Raw genomic sequence first — 19,052 nt, 5'->3', positions numbered from 1 at the left:
ATGAGCCGCGAGACCATTCTCAACACCGCGCTGGCGCTTCTCCTGCTGGCGCTGCCCTTCGTCGCGCTCGCCCTCGACGAACCCTTCTACATCGATCTGGCGACGCGGATGGCCGTGCTCGGCCTCGCTGCCACCGGCCTCAACCTGGCGCTCGGCGTCGGCGGGCTGGTGTCGTTCGGCCACGCCGCCTTCTTCGGCATCGGCGGCTATGTCGCCGGCGTCATGGCGACCCATGCCTTCAATGCTGAGCCGATCTTAGCAGCACCCTTCACGCTGTCCGCCACGGATCTGCTGCCGGTGATCTGGATCGCCGCGATGGGTCTCGCTGCGCTCGTCGCCGCGCCGATCGGCGCGATCAGCCTGCGCACAAGCGGCGCCTACTTCATCATGATCACCTTGGCCTTCGCTCAGATGGTCTATTACTTCGCGATCTCCTGGCCGGCCTATGGCGGCGAGGACGGCCTTGCCCTGTCGGTGCGCAACACGCTGCCAGGATTGGACACGGCGGAGTCACTGACCTTCTTCCTCATCTGCTACGCGGTGCTGATGGCCGGGCTCGCCGCCTTCGCCGTCCTGCGCAATTCGCGCTTCGGCACGGTGCTCGAAGCAGCCCGGCAGAACGAGATCAGGCTTGCCGCGGTCGGCGTCGCGCCCTTCCGTGTGCGGCTCGTCGCCTTTGCCCTCTCGGCCGGGCTCACCGGATTGGCCGGCGCCCTCTATGCCGACCTCAACAAGTTCGTCAGCCCGTCCATGCTGTCATGGCACATGTCGGGCGTGCTGATCGTGCTGGTGATCCTCGGCGGCGTCGGCCGGCTGTTCGGCCCGGTCGCTGGCGCGATGCTCTATGTGTTCCTCGAATTCGCACTCGGCGGCCTGACCGAGCGCTGGCAGCTCTTCCTCGGCCTGATCCTGCTCGGCGTCGTCCTGTTCGCGCGCGGCGGGCTGATCGGCATGCTGGCCGGGAGGCTCCGTCATGGCTGAGCCGCTGCTCCAGATCCGCAACCTCAAGAAGAGCTTCGGTGCGCTGAGGGCGACGAACGACGTCAGCATCGATCTCAGGCCTGGCGAGGTCCATGCGCTGATCGGCCCCAACGGCGCCGGCAAGAGCACCTTGATGCATCTCATCTCCGGCCTCCTGAAGCCGGACGCCGGCGAGATCCTCTTCGGCGGGCAGGACATTACGGGGATCGACATGGCCGGCCGCGCCCGCCTCGGGCTCGGGCGCACCTTCCAGATCTCCTCGCTTGCTCCGGACTTCTCGGCGCTCCGCAACGTGATGCTCGCCGTGCAGGCGCGGCAGGGATCGAGCTTCCGTTTTTTTCGTCCGGTACGCAGCGACGTCTCGCTGATCGAGCCCGCCATGGCGGCGCTCGAACGGGCGGGGCTTGCCGGGCGCGCGCAAGTCCCGGCCGCGGAGCTCTCGCATGGCGAACGGCGCCAGCTCGAAATCGCTATGGCCCTGGCGCTCGGCGCCAAGGCTTTCCTCTTCGACGAGCCGATGGCCGGCATGGGGCCCGAGAGCGCCAAGACGCTCACGACCTTCCTCGATCGGCTCCGGCTGGAAGCTCCGGTCCTCCTGATCGAACACGACATGGATGCCGTGTTCGCGCTGGCCGACCGGATATCGGTTCTTGTCTATGGCAGCGTCATCGCCACGGGAACCGTCGAGGAGATCCGCCGCAATACGGATGTGCGCAGCGCCTATCTGGGAGATATGCCATGAGCCTGCTCGCGGTCTCCGGGCTCGAGACGTTCTATGGCGCGTCGCAGGCGCTGTTCGGCGTCGAACTCGATGTCGAAGAGGGAGAAGTCGTCGCCCTGATGGGGCGCAACGGCATGGGCAAGACGACCACCATCCGCTCGATCATGGGTCTCTCGCGGCCGCGCGGCGGCAGCGTGCGCTTCGATGGCCGGGAAATCGCCGGCATGGGCTCCCACCACATCGCGCGCCTCGGCGTCGGGCTCGTGCCGGAAGGACGGCGCTGTTTCTCCAACCTCACCGTCCACGAAAACCTCGTCGCCGCAGCCCGGCCCGGCCCCTGGAACGAGCATCGCGTCGTCGCGCTCTTTCCGCGCCTCGGCGAGCGCCGCAACCAGTATGCCCGCTCGCTGTCAGGCGGTGAGCAGCAGATGCTGGCGGTCGGACGGGCGCTGATGACCAATCCGCGGCTGCTCGTCGTCGACGAGGCGACGGAGGGCTTGGCGCCGATCGTCCGGCAGGACATCTGGTCGGTCATCCGCACGCTGAAGGCCAACGGGCAGTCCATTCTCGTGGTCGACAAGACCCTGTCCGAACTGCTGCCGACCGTCGACCGCTGCTTCATCCTCGAAAAGGGCAGGACGGTGCATCAGGGGACGAGTGCGACGCTGACCCATGCGGTCCTCGATCGGTATCTCGGTGTCTAGGCGCCGCTTATCGCAGCAAGGACGAAAACGCGGTCCTCAGCTCTGATTTTACTGGGCTTTTGAACGCTCTGCAGCGAACCGGTCGAGTAGCGCCTGCAGCCCGATCTGGAAGGTTTCCTTCGCATTGACGTGCGCGAACTGGCGCAGCGCGTATTTCAGCCCGGGCATCGCGCCATTCGGGTAGCTGTCGGCCTTCTTGAGCAGAAAGGCCTCATGCTCCACCGGCGCGAGCCGCGACGCTTCCGAGCCGGCCGCGGTCAGGCAGTGCAGCGCCAGGGCGTGGTAAAACTGCGCTGTCTGCTTCGGGTCGAAACCCGCTTCCTTGAACATGGAAAAGACCCGGTCGAGGTAGAGCGCGCCGTAGTCGGTTTCTCCCTCGCGGACCTTCTGGAACACGCGAAACTTCGCGTGCATGAGAATATGCTCCGCCGCGCCGCGATGGGTACCGTAGGCATCCCGCAGCGCATTGGCGAAGTTGCCGATCTGGTCGCGCCAGCTCGAGCTCGGCTCGAGTCCGGCAAGTCTCACCTGCAGATCCTTGTAAAAGCGGTTCAGGATTGCAGATATCAGGTCGTCCTTGGTGCCGAGATGATAGTGCAAGGCGCCCGGAACCACGCCCAGTTCCTTGGCCAGGCCGACAAACGAAATATCGTCCAGGGATTGTTGCCTTGCCTGATCATAGGCGAGGTCGACGACAGCCTCGCGGTTGACGAGGCCCATATCGTTCTGCCCATCGAGCCGCGGGCGGCCTCGCCCGCGAGGCACTTTCACCTTCTCTGCGTCCATGCCCGATATTGACATGGCGGGAATTGCGATGCCAGCCGGAAACAATATTGATATAGTCTCAATTACTGATTATGCTGCGGATGCAACCATGGCAAGGGAGTAGCGAGATGACCGAAACGACAGCCCGGCTGGGCAAGCGCGAGGACGCTTCCTCCGCATCGAATTTCAACGAGGCGATGGGCGTCGGCGACGGGAGCATGGTGGGCCTCAGGCACGCGAGTCTCGACGGTGTGCGATTGTCGCTGAATGGCGTCGACCACACCGCCCGGCCGACCTGGAAGCTGAACGAGACCGTGGAGTTCTATCGGGACATCCTGGGCCTGCCGCTGGTGCATGCGATCAGCGCCCGGGGCTGGGGCCCGCCGGGCCACCACGATTTCCTGCACTTCTTCTTCGATGCCGGCAAAGGCGCGACGATCGCCTTCTTCTACTACATCGGCTCGGAGCGCCCCGAGAAATACGTGCCGGAAGAGCATCACTTCTATTTCGCCACCCACACGGCCTGGGCGGTGGAGACGGAAGCGCAACTCATCCAGTGGAAGGAGACCCTCGAGGCCAGGGGCATCAAGGTCTCGCCCTATACGAAGCACGAGATCCTGGAATCCATCTATTTCACCGATCCCAATGGCTACCCTGTCGAGGTCACGCTGCGGCTGCGCGAAACCGAGGTGATCGACGAGGTCGACGCCAGGCTGACGATCCAGGCCGCCATGGAGACCGAGGCCGAGGCGCGTGCCGGGAACAGGCTGCTCGCCGACATCGACACCGTCTGGCGCCGCAAGGCCAAGCTGGTGGACGCCTACAAGGGAGAGCCGGCATGATCACGGTCTATGTGGTCGACGTCCCGGAGTTTCGGCCGATGGTCGAAACTGCCCAAGGCCAGGACGGGGTCACGGTCTCGGGTCCGGTCAAGGGCTATTGGACGATCGAGGCGGCGACGGAGCTGCGCTTCAGCCGCAAGGCCATGAAGATGAAGCCCGCCGTCTGGTACGGCATCTTCACCGGCGGCCTCAATGGCGAGATCGCCGATTGGGGGCGCGACGAGGTCCGCGTCGTCGGCACCAACAAACCGCTCTAAAGCGCTGGACAGACACGATAAACCGGCTGGCCGCTGATCGCGGCCGGCCGGTTTCGTTTGCCGATAGATGGGATGATCAGCCCTGCTCCTCGCGAAGCTTGGCCGCGATCATGTCGCGCAGGGCCTGCCGGTCGAGCTTGCCGACCCGCGTCGTCGGGAAGGCGTCGATCGCTTCGATCCGCTCGGGCCGCTTGAAATTCGCCAGCCCGCGAGCCCCCAGGAAGGCACCCAGCTCCTTCACATCCGGCAGCGCCGCGCCGGGGGCGGCGATGAGATAGGCGCAAGCCTTCTCGCCGTATTGGGGATCGGGCATGGCGACTACCTTCGAATCGGCGATCGCCGGATGCTGATTGATCAGTGCCTCGATGTCCTCGGTCCCGAATTTCTCGCCGCCACGGTCGATATTGTCCTTCAGCCGCCCCTCGAAGGAATAGTGACGCTCACCGTCGATCTGATGCGCACGCATGAGGTCGCCCGTCCGGAAGAAGCCGTCCGCGGTGAACTTGCCGCTCGTCTGCGCGGGGTCTCCCATATAGGCGCCAAAGCGGGAGGGGCCCCGGAAGCAGAGTTCGCCGATCTCCCCGAGCGGAACCTCGTTGCCGAAGGGATCCACCAGACGAATCTCGTCGAGCGGAGAAGCCGGGACGCCGACCGTGCCGTGCCGCGCCGCATGCGGCGCGCCGGGGCGCGCGCAGGTCAGCAATCCCTCGGTGATGCCGTAGGCGTTCATCACCGGGACACCGACATGCGCCTCGATCCGGTCCGCGCCGCTCAGCGTGGTCAGGAAGCGCAGCGACGAGATATCGTGATCGGCGATACGGTCATAGGCCAGGATGCCGCTGGCGACGGGGCCGATGCTGCCCGAATAGGTAACGCGTTCCGTTTCGATCAGGGTGAAGAACTCCCGCGCGTCGAAACGCTGCATGAGCACCAGCTTTCGCCCGCCGCTGATCGCTGGGAACAGGTGATAGATCATCGCCGCATTGTGGATGAGCGGCAGGGACCAGAGATGGACGTCGTCCGGGCCGAGCCCCAGCAGTCGCTCCCAGGACGCGACATAGGCCATGTACTCGCCATGCAGCCGCGGGATGACCTTCGGCAGGCCGGTCGATCCACCCGAGAGCTGCAGCATCAGCACATCGTCCGGACCGGGCCGAACTGGGTCGACAGCGGCATCGCGGGACGTCTCGACCAGCTGCGCGAAATCGAGTTCGCCTTCGGCCGCGGCGCCGTGCACCACCATGGTATGGCTGAGCGTAGCGATCTCGTCGCGCATCTCCCGGGCGAACTGCACCAGATCGAAGCTCGACGGATAATCCGCCTGGACGATGTGAAGGCGCGGCTTGGTGATGGCGCCGATCGCACGGATCTCATGGCCGCGATGCTGCGGCAGCGTACAGACCGGAACGATCCCGGCCTTGAGGCAGCCGAAGAGCGCGACGACCGTATCGGGAATGGCTCCCATCTGGAACAGAGCCGTATCGCCCGGGCGAAGTCCCGCAGCCAGCAGGCCCGATGCGAGATTGTCCGACTGCCTCTGCAGCTCCAGGAAGGTCATCCGCGTACCGCTGCCGACCAGTACCGTCTTGCCGGGGGTGCGCTCGACGGATGACGCAAGCGCCTCCAACGCGGTTTGCGGCACCGCCTGACGCGGCTCCTGCCCAATGCTCGCCATCCTGTCTCCTCCCGATTGTCCTCTATCCTTACATTAATTGATATAGTGTCAATTAAAACTTACAGCACGCATTACCGCCGCATGATCGAGACGATGAACAGCGAAGGCTGAGCGCCGGATGACGACGGATCGCCGCCTGCCGAAAGCGAAGCCCGTACCGCCCTGCCCTTCACTTACGGCTCGGCGGCCAAGCGCGACGTCGCCCGGCGCATCAGGTCGAGCAGATGCAAGGCGGCGGGCGTCAACGGCAGGTCGGAGCGCTGGACGAGCACCAGCGGCGGCGCCGTCAGCTCTTCCTCGACCCTGATCGTGGTCAGCGCCTTTCCGGTCATCTCGAAGCGCTCCCACTGCGCGGGGACCATCGCCAGCAGATCGCTGTTGGCGAGACAGGTCAGCAGGGTCAGCGCCGACTGGCTGCGCACCGCCAGGCGCGGCGGCGGCAGGCCATGGCGGGCGAAGAAGGCGTTGATCTCGTCGCTGGCATCGGCAGTGATCGAGGTCGTGACCCAGTCCTGGCCGACGAGCTCTCTCAGCGAGGTCGCCGCCGCCAGCGGATGGCCGGCGCGGCAGAGCACGATGCGGCGGTTGTGGAACAGCACCTCCCGGCCGAGCTGCGGCACCGGCTGCGCGCCGCCATCGGGGCCGATGTAGAAATCGACTGTGCCATCGCGCAGGCGTTCTTCGAGAGTGGGATAAAAGCCCTCGATGATATGCAGCCTGATGTCGGGATAGCGCATGCGGAACGGCCGCAGGCACGGCGGCAGCAGAGCGAGATGGGCCGCGATCGAGAGCCCGACCGTGACCGTGCCGGTGCCGGCGCCTCGTAGCTGCTCGACCTCCTCGCGCGTGCGCCTGATCTCGGTCAGGATCGACCTGGCGCGGGCGACGAAGGCCTCGCCAAGCGGCGTCGCGACCACCCCGCGGGCGCGGCGTTCGAACAGGGGCGCGCCGAGCTCGCGCTCCAGCAAGGCGAGGCTGCGCGTCAGGGCCGGCTGCGCGATCTGCAGATGCCGGGCGGCGGCCCGCATGCTGCCGCGCTCGGCGATCGCCACCACCTCTTCGAAATGATCCAGCTTCATCGGCCCGGCCTCGCAGCTCTCCCTAGCGATACCGGTTTGCTATCGCTCCTGCAATTTTGCCATCTGTTCAGGTATCTATGCTAGGGCTAGCCATTCCTCACGAACAAAGCAGCGGCCGCCTCGGAGAACCGGGAGACGGCCCTTTCGGGAGGACGCCATGGAAATCATCAAGCCCGCATTCCATCACGTCACCTTCAAGACGAGCCGGCTCGACGAGATGGTGGCGTGGTACGGCACGGTCGTCGGCGCCCGGCCGAACTTCCAGGACGCCCATAATGCCTGGACGACCAATGACGAGGCCAATCACCGCGTCGCCTTCCTCTCGGCGCCCGGGCTGGGCGACGATCCCGACAAGCGCAGCCATAACGGCATGCACCACAGCGCCTTCGAGTACGAGAGCTTCGCCGACCTGATGTCGTCCTATGCCCGCCTGCGCGACGAGGGCATCGAACCGGCCTTCAGTCTCGACCACGGCATGACGATCTCGATCTACTACAAGGATCCCGAGGGCAATTTCGTCGAATTGCAATGCGACACCTATGGCGACTGGCGGCAGTCGAGCGAATGGATGCGCTCCTCGCCGGACTTCGCCGCCAATCCGATCGGCACCTTCTTCGATCCGGAGCGGGTCTATCAGGCCCATAAGGGCGGCCAGAGCTTCGACGATCTGCATGTCGCGATGCGCCGGGGCGACTATCAGCCCGCCGGCACGCCCGATCTCGGATTGCCGGCATGAGCGGCGCCGGGCTCGCCACGGAGGATCGGCTCGCGATCGAGCAGCTGATCCAGCGCCACGCCTGGCTGATCGACCACGGCGAGGCGGGCATGCTCGGTGAACTCTTCGCAGACGATGCAGCCCTCTGCGGCATCGGCCCCGATAAGATCGGCCGAACGGCCATCGCCGAATGGGGCCGCCAGCGCGCCGCGATGAGCGAACGCCGCTCGCGCCACCTCCAGAGCAATATCCTGATCGAGCCGGCCGGGCCTGATGCAGCCCGCGGCTGGGTCGCGCTGACGCTCTATCGCCATGACGGGCCGGGCCAGGGATCAGCCACCCCGCTGCTCATCGCCGAATACGCCGATCGCTATGCCAGGGAGCCGGACGGCACCTGGCTCTTCGCCGAAAGGCGGCTCGCCGTCCTGTTCGGCGCCTCTTGACGACCCCGACAGATTCATCGCCTCGCCACGCTGGCTGGAGGCGCCCAAGGAGGAGGACACCATGCGTCTCGCCACCATCCTGAGCGGCGGCAAGCCGAGCCTCGCCGCCTATCGCGGCCAGGAGCTGATCGATCTCGCCAAAGCCGGCCCGGGCCTGCCGAGCGATATGATCGCCTTCCTCGCCGGCGGCGATGCGGCTCGCGCGGCAATCGCCAAGGCGCTCGACGGCGCGCCGGCCGCGGCGGCGCTCGATCCCGAGCGCGCGACCTTCCTCCCGGTGGTGCCACATCCCGGCAAGATCATCTGCGTCGGGCTGAACTATGCCGATCATTCGGCCGAGAGCGGCTTCAAGCAGCCGGACTATCCGACGCTGTTCGGCCGCTTCGCCACCAGTCTGATCGGCCACAGGGCGCCGCTGATCCGGCCGAGCCTGTCCGACCAGCTCGACTATGAGGGCGAGATCGCGGCCGTGATCGGCCGGCGTGGCAAGCATGTGTCCAAGGCAAACGCGCTCGACCACGTCGCCGGCTACGCCGTCTTCAACGAAGGCTCTGTGCGCGACTACCAGTTCAAGGCGCCGCAATGGACCATGGGCAAGAACTTCGACGGCACCGGCGCCTTCGGCCCTGCGCTGGTCACATCCGACGAACTGCCGCCCGGCGCCCGCGGCCTCAGGCTCACCACCAGGCTGAACGGTGAGACCGTGCAGAGCGCCAGCACCGACGACATGGTCTTCGACGTGGCGAGCCTGATCTCGATCATCAGCGAGGCGATCACGCTGGAGCCCGGCGACATCATCGTCACCGGCACGCCCGCCGGCGTCGGCGTGGCGCGCAAGCCGCAGCTCTTCATGAAGCCCGGCGATGTCTGCGAGATCGAGGTCGAGGGCATCGGCCTCCTCGTCAACCCGATCGCGCAGGAAGCAGCCGAGCGGGCCGCGGCCTGACCGCGGATCATGGGGAGCTGAGAACCGTGAGCAAGACCGGCAAGGACATCGACGTATTGATCGCCGGCGCCGGGCCGGTCGGCCTCGCGGCCGCGATCGAGCTCGGCCAGCGCGGCATCGCCTGCCTCGTCGTCGAGCGCAACGACCGCGTCGGCTATTCGCCGCGCGCCAAGACCACCAATGTCCGCAGCCGCGAGCACTTGCGCCGCTGGGGCATCGCCGACGCTTTGCGCGCGGCCTCGCCGATTCCTCCGGACTATCCCTCCAACGTCGTCTTCGCGACGCGGATGAACGGCCCCGAGCTCGCCCGCTTCGGCAATGCGCTCAACGGTAGCCGCGCCCGCAACGACCTCTATTCGGAAGAGGCGCAATGGGTGCCGCAATATGTGCTCGAGGAGGTGCTGCGCCAGCATGCCGCTTCGCTGCCGGGCGTCACGATCAGCTTCAACACCGAGCTGACCTCCTTCGCGGATGACGGTCGCGGCGTGGTTTCGCGCCTCAAGGACGTGACCAGCGGTGCGGAGCATGAAGTATCCAGCGCCTATCTGATCGGCGCCGACGGCGCGCGCAGCTCGGTGCGCGAGGCGATCGGCGCCAGGATGGAGGGCGAAGGCGCCTTCTCGAAGAACTACAACATCATCTTCCGGGCACCGGAGTTGGCCTCGCGCCACGCCCATGGCCCGGCGATCATGTACTGGATGGTCAACGAGGAGGTTCCCTCGCTGCTCGGCCCGATGGACAGCGAAGGCCTGTGGTTCTTCATGGCGACCAAGCTCGCCAACGATGTCGACCCGGCCAGCGTCGATCCCGTCGAGCTGATCCGCCGCGGCACCGGCCTCGCCGACCTCGACATCGAGATCGTCGGCCGCGATCCCTGGGTCGCGCATCGCCTCGTCGCCGACCGCTATGAGAAGGGCCGCGTCTTTCTCGCGGGCGATGCCTGCCACCTCCACCCGCCCTTCGGCGGCTTCGGCATGAACATGGGCATTGGCGACGCGGTCGATCTCGGCTGGAAGCTGGCGGCGGTGCTGCAGGGCTGGGGTGGGTCGGAACTGCTGGCGAGCTATGCGGCCGAGCGGCGCAAGGTGCATGAGCGCACCATCGCCGAGGCGGTGATCAACTATGGCGCCGTCGGCAACCAGCTCGTCCGCCAGGGCCTGGAGGAGCCGGGTCCGCTCGGCGATGCGACAAGGCGCGAGGTCGGCGAGCTGATCGAGGCGACCAAGCTGCGCGAATTCCGCACCCTCGGCATCGTGCTCGGCACGCGCTACGAGGATTCAGCCATCATCGTGCCAGATGGCAGCGCCCCACCGGCCGAGCACTTCATGCTCTATGTGCCCTCGGCCCATCCGGGCTGCCTCGCGCCGCATCTCTGGCTCGCCGACGGCTCCTCGCTCTACGACCATTTCGGCCAGGGCTTCACGCTGCTCGCCACCGCCGGCGACGGTGCGGAGGCAGCGCCGCTGCTCGCCGCCGCGACGCGTCTCAGCGTACCTGTGAAACTGCTGCTGCCGGGCGATCGCCGCTTGCCCGCCCGTTACGCAGCGCGCTTCGCCCTGATCAGGCCCGACCAGCATGTCGCCTGGCGCGGCGACGTGCTGCCGGCCGATTGCGAGGCACTGCTCGCCATCGTCACCGGCCACAGGAGGCTGGCGGCCACGATCGGGATACCCGCCACGGCCGCCTAGGGACGACGCATAAGAAACAAGACCAACGAACGGGGAGGATACGATGAAACGGGGAGTGATCAGAGCCTTGCTCGGCGCGGCGCTGGCGGTCTCGCTGGCGAGCGCCACTGCCATTGCGCAGACCATCGAGCTCAAGGTCTCGCATTACCTGCCGCCGAACCACCAGATGCACAAGCAGCTGGAAGCCTGGAGCGCCGAGCTGGCGCAGCGCTCGAACGGCCGGCTCAAGCTCGCGATCTTCCCGGCGGCGCAGATGGGGCCAATGCCGCGGCAATACGATCTCGCCCGCACCGGCGTCGCCGACATCGCCTTCTTCCTGCACGGCGCCCTGCCCGGCCGCTTCCCGCTGACCGAGATCTCGCACCTTCCTTACGCTTTCAATCGTGGCGAGGGGGCGAGCGCCAAGGCGCTGAGCACGGCCGAGGCTTCCGGCATCCTGACCGAGCTTTCCGGCAAGCTCGCCGCCGAGCACGAAGGCACCAAGCTGCTCTATTTCATCGCGACCCCAACGCTGAGCCTGTTCTTCAACCGGCCGGCGGTGAAGAGCCCCGCCGGCATGCGCGGCCTGCGCATGCGCCATAACGGCCCGATCGCCTCGGCGATGCTGGAAGCCTGGGGTGCGACGCCGGCAGCCGTCGCGCCGGCCGAGCTGGCTGACTCGCTCTCAAAGGGCACGATCGCCGGCATGTTCTTCAATTACGAGGCGGCCAAGTCCTTCCAGATGGCCGAGAGCGTCAAATCGGTGACGCAGCTCGACGCCGCCGCCGGCACCTTCGCGCTGGTGATGAACGCCGAGAAGTACAAGTCGCTGCCCGAGGACCTGCGCAAGCTGATCGACGAGACGACCGGTCCAGCCGCAGCCCGCAAGGTCGGCGCGATCTACGACCAGGCTGAAGACGAGGGTCGCGCTTATCTGCGCGCCGCCAATGCCGAGATCCCCGAGCTCAGCGGCGCCGAGCGGGCCGCCTTCGAGGAGCTGGCCAAGCCGATCACCGCGAGCGTCATCGCCAGGGTCGAGGCCAAGGGCATCAAGGCCAGGCAGTTCTATGACGAGCTGCGCGCCGCGGTGGGCGCCGCCAAATGAGCCGCGGCAAGCTCCGCCGCCTCGACCCGGTGCGACTGCTAACCATCGCCGGAGCACTGGCGCTCGCGGTGATGGTGCTCTGGACCATGGTCGACATCGGCGCCCGGCTCGCCTTCAACAAGCCGCTGCACGGCACGCTCGACCTGGTCGAGGTCACGCTGGTGCTCGTCGCCTTCCTCGCCTTGCCGGAATGCTTCCGCCGCGACGAGCAGATCAAGGTCGACCTGTTCGATACGATGGTGCGCCCGCGCATGCTGGCTGCGATGCGGCTCGCTGGCGAGATCGCGACGCTCGCCTTCCTCGCCCTGCTGGCGGCGACCCTGATCCAGCCGCTCGCCGACGCCTATCGCTTCGGCGACCAGAAACCCGATCTGCCGGTGCCGATCTTCCTGCTGCTGCTGGCGATCGAGCTCGCGCTCGTCGTCTCGGTCTTCGTCGTTCTCAGCCGCGCGATCGGGCAAGTGCGCGGCTTCCCGCGCGCTACCGACGCTGCCGTATCTCCTCCGCCAGTCCTGCATGGCAACAACGGGGCAGCGTCATGAGCGCGACCTCCATCGGCCTGATCGGCATGGCGACGCTGGTCGGCATGATCCTGGCGCGGATCCCGGTCGGCGTCGCGCTGGGCCTCACCGGCTTCGTCGGTTATGCCGCGATCGACGGCTTCGCCAAGGCGCGCCTCGTCTTCGGCGCGGTGCCGCTCGAGCTCTCCTCCGCCTATGCGCTCTCGGTGCTGCCGCTGTTCACGCTGATGGGCGCGCTGGCGACGATGGCCGGCCTCTCCGGCGACCTGTTCCGGGCGAGCAACGCGATCTTCGCCGGCATGCGCGGCTCGCTCGCCATGGCGGCGGTCGGCGCCTCGGCCGCTTTCGGCGCCGTCTGCGGCTCGTCGCTGGCGACGGCCGCGACGATGAGCCGGATCTCGATCCCGCAAATGCTGAAGGCCGGCTATTCGCCGGCGCTGGCGGCTGGCGTGGTCGCGGCCGGCGGCACGCTCGGCATCCTGATCCCGCCCTCGCTGATCCTGATGATCTACGGCATCATCGCCCAGCTCTCGATCATCAAGCTCTTCGCGGCCGCGCTGATCCCCGGCCTCGTCCTGACCGCGCTTTACCTGCTGACGGTCTGGGTCTGGGTGCGGCTGCGGCCCGAGGCCGCGCCGAAACTGCCGAACGAGAGCAAGACGCAGGCATTGCGGCTTGTCCTCAACATCTGGGACGTGGCGGCGCTCTTCCTCGTCACCTTCGGCGGCATCTATCTCGGCTGGTTCAGCCCGACCGAAGCCGCCGCCGTCGGCGCGTTCGGCGCATTGCTGCTCGGCCTGCTGCGCAGGGGCTTCGCCCGCGGCGACGTCACCACCGCCTTTACCGAGACGACTCGGATCACCGCCAATCTCATCCTGATCGTGCTGGGCTCGACGATCTTCTCCTATTTCGTCGTGCAGACCGGCATGGCGCAATCGGTGGTCAAGGGGATCGCGGCGCTCGGCCTCTCGCCGCTCGCCGTGATGCTGCTGCTGATCGCCTTCTACGTCTTCCTCGGCTGCTTCCTGGAAGGCATCGGCATGGTGCTGGTCACGGTGCCGGTGCTGCTGCCGCTGGTGCTGTCGACCGGCTATGATCCGATCTGGTTCGGCGTGCTGCTCGTCATCGTCGTCGAGATCGGGCTGATCCACCCGCCCGTGGGGATGAACCTGTTCGTGATCCGGACGCAGGCGCCCGAGATCAGCCTCAGCGCGATGTATCGCGGCGTCGTGCCCTTCCTGATCGCCCCCTTCGTGCTGATCGCGATGCTGCTGGTCTGGCCTGATCTGGCGCTCTGGCTGCCACGTTCGTTCAACTAGCCCGCCCGCGATCAGCTAGGCCGATGCGGTCGGGATGCTCTTTGTCACGACATAGGTGTAGTAGCGCTCGATCCCGATCGCGGGATCGAGCAGCCGGTCGATCAGGCGCTGATAGCTGTCGATGTCCGGCACGACCACCCGCATGATGTAGTCGATGCCGCCGCCCGTGGCATCGCAGGCGACGATGGCAGGCTCCCTGGCCACCGCCTCCTCGAAGCGCCGGAAATCCGCCTGCTGGTGGCTCTTCAGGCTGATCTCGACGATCACGGTCGTCCGCGGCGCATCGGGCTCCAGGTCGACGATCGCGGTGTAGCCCTTGATCACGCCGGCCTCTTCCATCCGGCGCAGCCGCTCCCAGCAGGCCGCCGGCGACAGCGCCACCGTCTCGGCGAGCTTGAGCTTGGTCATGCGGCCATCGCGCTGCAGGGCAGCGACGATCTTGAGGTCGATGGGATCGAGCTTCATCTTCGGGGGCCGCGCGTGCATAATGTCATGAATGCTTCTTCCTAAGAACGAGACAATCCCATGTTCCGTCAAGCCGAACGGCCTTCCGGCAACAGGCTTTCTCCGATTGTCGAGAAGGCCGTCGAATGGCACCCGGTCCTGACGAAGCAGAAGGGCGCGACCAAGCATGCGGCGCTGACCGAGCGCATCATCGCCGATATCGACGCCGGCATCCTGAAGCCGATGGACCGGATGCCGACCCATCGCGACCTCGCCCGCGAGCTCGGCATCTCCGTCCAGACCGTCAGCCTCAGCTACAAGGAGGCCGAGCGCTTGGGCTATCTCAGCGGCGAGGTCGGGCGCGGAACCTTCGTGAAGAGCCGCGTCACCGAGCAGGCTGGGCGATTGATGCTCGACCGCAGCCCGACCGAGGTCGTCGATCTCTCGATCGTGCGCGGCGTCTATCTCGATGTGCACGAAGCCGCCTCGCGCCAGGCGCTGGCGGCGCTGGCCGAGGGCGACACCAGCCCCTTCATGCGGCCATGCCGGCCGATCGCCGGTCTCGACCGCCATCGCGAGGCGGCGCGCCTCTGGCTCGAACCACTCGGCGTCGAGACCTCCGCCGAGCGCATCCTGATCACCAACGGCGCCGCCCATGCGCTCTTCCTGGCGCTCGCCTGCGTCGTGCGCCCCGGCGACCTCGTGCTGACCGAGAACCTGACCGATCACGGCGTCATCGGGCTCGCCAACGTCCTCGGTTTCAGCCTCAAGGGCCTGCCGACCGATGCGGAAGGCATTCGCCCCGAGGCGTTCGAGGCTGCCTGCCGCGCCGGCGGCGTGCGGGCGCTCGTCCTCATCCCGACGCTCAACAATCCGACGAGCCACGTCGCCGGCCCCGAGCGCCGCCGCGCCATTGCCGAGATCGCACTGCGCCATGGCGTCTTCGTCGTCGAGGACGAGGTGTACAAGCCGCTGATTCCCGAGCCGCTGCCGTCGATCACCGCGATGCTGCCCGATCTCGGCTTCTTCCTGACCAGCTTCACCAAGACGGTTCTGACCGGCCTGCGCGTCGGCTATCTCGTCGTGCCGCCGCAATACTCGATCCGCGCCGCCTCGATCCTGCGTGTGACGAGCTGGAGCGGCACCTATCTGCCGGCCGAGATCGCGACGCGCTGGGTCGAGGACGGCACCGCGGAAAGGCTGCTCGCCGTTCAGCGTGATGAAGCGAAGGCACGGCAGCGCATCGTCTCGGAGACACTTGGCGAGCACGTGGCCTCGAGCCATCCGCTCTCGCTCTGCGCCTGGCTCAAGGTGCCTGCGCATTGGACCGAGGACAGCCTGGTGCGCTCTCTTGCCGACCGGCGTATCGCCGTGACTCCTTCCGACCCCTTCGTCGCCGGCGCCGGCTATGGCGGCGGTATCCGCATCTGCCTGGGCGGGCGGATGAGCCATGAGTTGCTGGCCCGGACGCTGACGACGATAGGCCAGACTTTCGAGCAACTTCCGCCGGTTTTCGATATCGGTGCGATCGGCTGAGGGCGGTGGCGAATGGGCCCACTTTGCCGTGCCATTGCCGCCTTTGGCCCGTGTCTGGCATAATTGAATCATGACAATATAATAATTGACATGAAATTTTCCCCCTCGCAGCATGACAAGCGAGAGGGGAATGCCGGTGATCAAACCGCACCTTGCCACTGCCGAAGCAGATCGACCGGCCGCATCGCCGGCCTCCGTGGCCTTGCCCGAGATCGAAGCCGCCGCGGCGCGCATCGCCGGCCGGGTCGAACGCACGCCGCTTGTGACCTCGCCTTCCCTAAGTCGTCTCTGCGGCCAGCCTGTCCATCTCAAGCTCGAAACCCGCCAGCCGATCGGCGCCTTCAAGCTGCGCGGCGCGATGAACGCGGTGCTGGCACTGGCCGAGGACCAGCGCCGGCGCGGGCTTGTGACCGCATCGACCGGCAATCATGGCCGCGCCGTCGCCTACACCGCCCATGAGCTCGGCCTTGCCGCCACCATCTGCATGTCGGCGCTGGTGCCGGCGAACAAGATCGAGGCGATCCGCTCGCTGGGGGCTGAGGTCCGTATCGTCGGCCGCTCGCAGGATGATGCGCAGGTTGAGGTCGAGCGGCTGGTCGCCGTGCACGGGCTCACCCCGATCCCGCCCTTCGACGCTCCCGACGTCGTCGCCGGCCAGGGCACGATCGGCATGGAACTGGTCGAGGACCTGGCCGAGCTCGCCTGCGTACTGATCCCGCTCTCGGGCGGCGGACTGGCGGCCGGCATCGCCGTCGCGGTCAAGGCATTGCGGCCCTCCGCAAGGATCATCGGCATCTCGATGGAGCGCGGCGCCGCCATGGCCGCGGCGATCGCGGCCGGCCGGCCGGTCGAGGTGGTCGAAGAGGAAACGCTGGCGGATTCGCTCGGCGGCGGCATCGGCCTTGCCAACCGCGTCACCTTCGCCCTGTGCCGCGACCTGATCGACGAGGTCGTGCTGCTGAGCGAGGCCGAGATCGCGGCCGGCATCCGCCATGCCGCGCTCGTGGAGAACGAGATCGTCGAGGGCGCCGGCGCGGTCGGCATCGCCGCCCTGCTCGCCGGCAAGGTCAGCCCGCAGGGGCCGACGGTGCTGATCGTCTCCGGCCGCAATATCGACGAAGTCGTACACCGGCGCATCGTCGCATGAGCCGCATGCTCGTCCTCACCGAAGCGGAACTGCGCCGCATCGTCGGGCTCGATCTGAGCGCGATCGCCTGTGTGGAGGAAGCCTTCACAGCGCTTGCGACCAAGCCCGTCGCCATGCCGCCGATCCTGCGGCTCGACATTCCCGAGCATCGCGGCGAGGTCGATGTGAAGACCGCCTATGTGCCGGGCCTCGACGGTTTCGCGATCAAGGTCAGCCCCGGTTTCTTCGACAATCCCAAGCTCGGCTTGCCCAGCCTCAACGGGCTGATGATCCTGTTCAGTGCCCGCACCGGGCTGGTCGAGGCGCTGCTGCTGGACAACGGCTACCTCACCGATGTCAGGACAGCCGCGGCCGGAGCCGTCGCGGCGCGTCATCTCTCCCGGCCGGATACCGCGGTCGCCGCCATCTTCGGCGCCGGCATGCAGGCGAGACTGCAGCTCGAAGCCTTGGCGCTGGTGCGGCCGATCCGCGAGGCGCGGATCTGGGCGCGCGATGCGCAGAAGGCGAACGAGGCCGCGAGCGAGCTGTCTAGCAAGCTCGGCTTTCCCGTCATCGCCATCGCCGATCCTCACGCCGCGGTGCGCGGCGCCGACATCATCGTCACGACGACGCCGGCCGAGCAGCCGATCCTGATGGCTGACTGGCTCGAACCGGGCCAGCACATCACCGCGATGGGCTCCGACAGCGAGCACAAGAACGAGATCGATCCGGCCGCCTTCGCCCGTGCAACCTATGTCGCCGACCGGCTCAGCCAGACCCGGCGCCTCGGCGAGCTCGCTTATGCGATCCGCGCTGGTCTTGCCACAGCGGATCAGGCTTTCGCCGAGCTCGGCGAGGTCATCGCCGGCCAGCGCCCCGGCCGCACGCGCGCCGACGAGATCACCTTCGCCGACCTGACCGGCACCGGCGTGCAGGACACCGCGATCGCCAATCTCGCCGCCGCCCGCGCCCGCATTGCCGGCGCTGGGCAGACCATCGACACCAAAGCCGAAGCGGGAGACGCCGCGTGACCGTGACCCTGAACTTCACCCGCGAGGAATATGCCGAGCGCCTCGCCAAGACCCGCGCCGCCATGGAGCGGGCCGGCGTCGAGCTGATGGTCGTGACCGACCCCTCGAACATGCATTGGCTCACCGGCTATGACGGCTGGTCGTTCTATGTCCATCAATGCGTGCTGGTGCCGCCGACGGGCGAGCCGATCTGGTATGGCCGCAAGCAGGATGCGAACGGTGCGAAGCGCACCGCTTACATCGGTCATGACAACATCATCGGCTACCCCGACCATTATGTTCAGTCGACCGAGCGCCATCCGATGGACCTGCTGGCGCAGATCATCGCCGAGCGCGGCTGGGACAGGCTCTCGATCGCGGTCGAGATGGACAATTACTACTTCTCGGCGGCCGCCTTCGCCTCGTTGCAAAAGCATCTGGCGAACGCCCGCTTCAAGGATGCCGGCGGGCTGGTGAACTGGCAGCGCGCGGTCAAGAGCGCGACCGAGCTCGACTATATGCGCAAGGCCGGCCGCATCGTCGAACTGATGCACCAGCGCATCGTCGAGGTCGTCGAGCCCGGCATGCGCAAATGCGACCTCGTCGCCGAGATCTACGATGCCGGCATCCGCGGCACGGCCGAGTTCGGCGGCGACTATCCCGCGATCGTGCCGCTGCTGCCCTCAGGCGCCGATGCCTCCGCCCCGCATCTGACCTGGGACGACAAGCCGATGCGCTCGGGCGAAGGCACCTTCTTCGAGATCGCCGGCGCCTACCGGCGCTATCATTGCCCGCTCTCGCGCACCGTTTTCCTCGGCAAGCCGACGCAGGCCTTCCTCGATGCCGAGAAGGCGACGCTCGAAGGCATGGAGGCCGGGCTCGCCGCGGCAAAGCCGGGCAACGCCTGCGAGGACATCGCCAATGCCTTCTTCGCCGTGCTGAAGCGATACGGAATCATCAAGGACAATCGCACCGGCTATCCGATCGGCCTGTCTTATCCGCCCGATTGGGGCGAGCGCACCATGAGCCTGCGCCCCGGCGACCGGACCGAGCTCAAGCCCGGCATGACCTTCCATTTCATGACCGGCCTCTGGCTCGAGGATATGGGCCTCGAGATCACCGAAAGCATCGCGATAACCGAGACCGGCGTCGAATGCCTGTCGAACGTGCCGCGCCAGCTCTTCGTCAAGGCCTGA

At 66.9% G+C, this 19,052-nt stretch carries 20 protein-coding genes; 16 read left to right on the top strand and 4 right to left on the bottom strand.

All coding sequences use genetic code 11. The features are described 5' to 3' along the window. From AC07O0_RS06545 to AC07O0_RS06535, 3 genes are read left to right on the top strand one after another with little or no spacing between them, the layout of a single operon-like run. The gene (locus AC07O0_RS06545) at positions 1-981 is read left to right on the top strand and encodes a branched-chain amino acid ABC transporter permease (RefSeq protein WP_494621172.1); all 981 of its coding nucleotides are present in this window, start codon (positions 1-3) and stop codon (positions 979-981) included. Beyond that, positions 974-1,723 carry an ABC transporter ATP-binding protein gene (locus tag AC07O0_RS06540; protein ID WP_494621170.1) on the top strand — a complete coding sequence of 250 codons (750 nt, stop codon included), beginning with the start codon at positions 974-976 and terminating at the stop codon, positions 1,721-1,723. The genes AC07O0_RS06545 and AC07O0_RS06540 overlap by 8 nt, the downstream gene beginning before the upstream one ends. After that, positions 1,720-2,406: an ABC transporter ATP-binding protein gene (locus AC07O0_RS06535; protein ID WP_494621168.1), complete on the top strand. Its 687-nt coding sequence runs from the start codon at positions 1,720-1,722 to the stop codon at positions 2,404-2,406. The genes AC07O0_RS06540 and AC07O0_RS06535 overlap by 4 nt, the downstream gene beginning before the upstream one ends. A gap of 48 nt (positions 2,407-2,454) precedes the next feature. On the opposite strand, the gene AC07O0_RS06530 is transcribed toward AC07O0_RS06535, so the two are convergent. Beyond that, positions 2,455-3,192: a TetR/AcrR family transcriptional regulator gene (locus AC07O0_RS06530; protein WP_494621166.1), complete on the bottom strand. Its 738-nt coding sequence runs from the start codon at positions 3,190-3,192 to the stop codon at positions 2,455-2,457. 107 nt (positions 3,193-3,299) lie between these two features. Here AC07O0_RS06530 and AC07O0_RS06525 point away from each other — a divergent pair, with 107 nt between their 5' ends. Continuing rightward, positions 3,300-4,013: a VOC family protein gene (locus AC07O0_RS06525; RefSeq protein WP_494621164.1), complete on the top strand. Its 714-nt coding sequence runs from the start codon at positions 3,300-3,302 to the stop codon at positions 4,011-4,013. Next, positions 4,010-4,270, top strand: coding sequence for a hypothetical protein (locus tag AC07O0_RS06520; protein ID WP_494621162.1), 261 nt, complete (start codon positions 4,010-4,012; stop codon positions 4,268-4,270). Before AC07O0_RS06525 ends, AC07O0_RS06520 begins: the two co-directional genes overlap by 4 nt. Before the next feature lie 76 nt (positions 4,271-4,346). On the opposite strand, the gene AC07O0_RS06515 is transcribed toward AC07O0_RS06520, so the two are convergent. Further along, the gene (locus AC07O0_RS06515; protein ID WP_494621160.1) at positions 4,347-5,945 is read right to left on the bottom strand and encodes an AMP-binding protein; all 1,599 of its coding nucleotides are present in this window, start codon (positions 5,943-5,945) and stop codon (positions 4,347-4,349) included. A 173-nt stretch (positions 5,946-6,118) separates the two neighbouring features. Beyond that, entirely contained in the window at positions 6,119-7,024 is a 906-nt protein-coding gene (locus AC07O0_RS06510; protein WP_494621158.1) for a LysR family transcriptional regulator, read from the bottom strand. 157 nt (positions 7,025-7,181) lie between these two features. Here AC07O0_RS06510 and AC07O0_RS06505 point away from each other — a divergent pair, with 157 nt between their 5' ends. The 7 genes from AC07O0_RS06505 to AC07O0_RS06475 all read left to right on the top strand — a co-directional run bounded on the left by AC07O0_RS06505 (position 7,182) and on the right by AC07O0_RS06475 (position 13,740). Beyond that, a complete protein-coding gene (locus AC07O0_RS06505; RefSeq protein ID WP_494621157.1) occupies positions 7,182-7,760 on the top strand; it encodes a VOC family protein in 579 nt (192 codons plus the stop codon). Next, a complete protein-coding gene (locus AC07O0_RS06500) occupies positions 7,757-8,182 on the top strand; it encodes a nuclear transport factor 2 family protein (RefSeq protein WP_494621155.1) in 426 nt (141 codons plus the stop codon). Before AC07O0_RS06505 ends, AC07O0_RS06500 begins: the two co-directional genes overlap by 4 nt. A 61-nt stretch (positions 8,183-8,243) precedes the next feature. Beyond that, positions 8,244-9,128 carry a fumarylacetoacetate hydrolase family protein gene (locus tag AC07O0_RS06495; protein ID WP_494621153.1) on the top strand — a complete coding sequence of 295 codons (885 nt, stop codon included), beginning with the start codon at positions 8,244-8,246 and terminating at the stop codon, positions 9,126-9,128. Between the two features lie 26 nt (positions 9,129-9,154). Then, positions 9,155-10,816, top strand: coding sequence for an FAD-dependent monooxygenase (locus AC07O0_RS06490; protein ID WP_494621151.1), 1,662 nt, complete (start codon positions 9,155-9,157; stop codon positions 10,814-10,816). 43 nt (positions 10,817-10,859) lie between these two features. After that, entirely contained in the window at positions 10,860-11,900 is a 1,041-nt protein-coding gene (locus AC07O0_RS06485; protein WP_494621149.1) for a TRAP transporter substrate-binding protein, read from the top strand. After that, on the top strand, positions 11,897-12,442 hold the full coding sequence (locus AC07O0_RS06480) for a TRAP transporter small permease (RefSeq protein WP_494621148.1): 546 nt from the start codon (positions 11,897-11,899) through the stop codon (positions 12,440-12,442). The genes AC07O0_RS06485 and AC07O0_RS06480 overlap by 4 nt, the downstream gene beginning before the upstream one ends. Next, positions 12,439-13,740 (top strand): TRAP transporter large permease, encoded by a 1,302-nt coding sequence (locus tag AC07O0_RS06475; RefSeq protein WP_494621146.1) that lies wholly within the window; start codon positions 12,439-12,441, stop codon positions 13,738-13,740. The genes AC07O0_RS06480 and AC07O0_RS06475 overlap by 4 nt, the downstream gene beginning before the upstream one ends. Positions 13,741-13,755: 15 nt before the next feature. Here the strand turns inward: AC07O0_RS06475 and AC07O0_RS06470 are convergent, their stop codons facing one another. Beyond that, on the bottom strand, positions 13,756-14,205 hold the full coding sequence (locus tag AC07O0_RS06470) for an Lrp/AsnC family transcriptional regulator (protein ID WP_494621144.1): 450 nt from the start codon (positions 14,203-14,205) through the stop codon (positions 13,756-13,758). A 60-nt stretch (positions 14,206-14,265) separates the two neighbouring features. Between AC07O0_RS06470 and ehuR the strand changes: the two genes are divergently transcribed. The 4 genes from ehuR to doeA all read left to right on the top strand — a co-directional run bounded on the left by ehuR (position 14,266) and on the right by doeA (position 19,052). Beyond that, positions 14,266-15,720: a MocR-like ectoine utilization transcription factor EhuR gene (gene ehuR, locus AC07O0_RS06465; RefSeq protein ID WP_494621142.1), complete on the top strand. Its 1,455-nt coding sequence runs from the start codon at positions 14,266-14,268 to the stop codon at positions 15,718-15,720. Positions 15,721-15,850: 130 nt separating this feature from the next. Continuing rightward, entirely contained in the window at positions 15,851-16,867 is a 1,017-nt protein-coding gene (gene eutB / locus AC07O0_RS06460; protein WP_494621140.1) for a hydroxyectoine utilization dehydratase EutB, read from the top strand. Next, on the top strand, positions 16,864-17,877 hold the full coding sequence (gene eutC / locus AC07O0_RS06455) for an ectoine utilization protein EutC (protein ID WP_494621138.1): 1,014 nt from the start codon (positions 16,864-16,866) through the stop codon (positions 17,875-17,877). The genes eutB and eutC overlap by 4 nt, the downstream gene beginning before the upstream one ends. After that, on the top strand, positions 17,874-19,052 hold the full coding sequence (gene doeA / locus AC07O0_RS06450) for an ectoine hydrolase DoeA (RefSeq protein WP_494621136.1): 1,179 nt from the start codon (positions 17,874-17,876) through the stop codon (positions 19,050-19,052). Before eutC ends, doeA begins: the two co-directional genes overlap by 4 nt.

It is taken from the genome of Allobosea sp. GW821-FHT10B12 (genome assembly GCF_059415545.1).
This window is presented reverse-complemented; position numbering and strand designations above follow the sequence as displayed.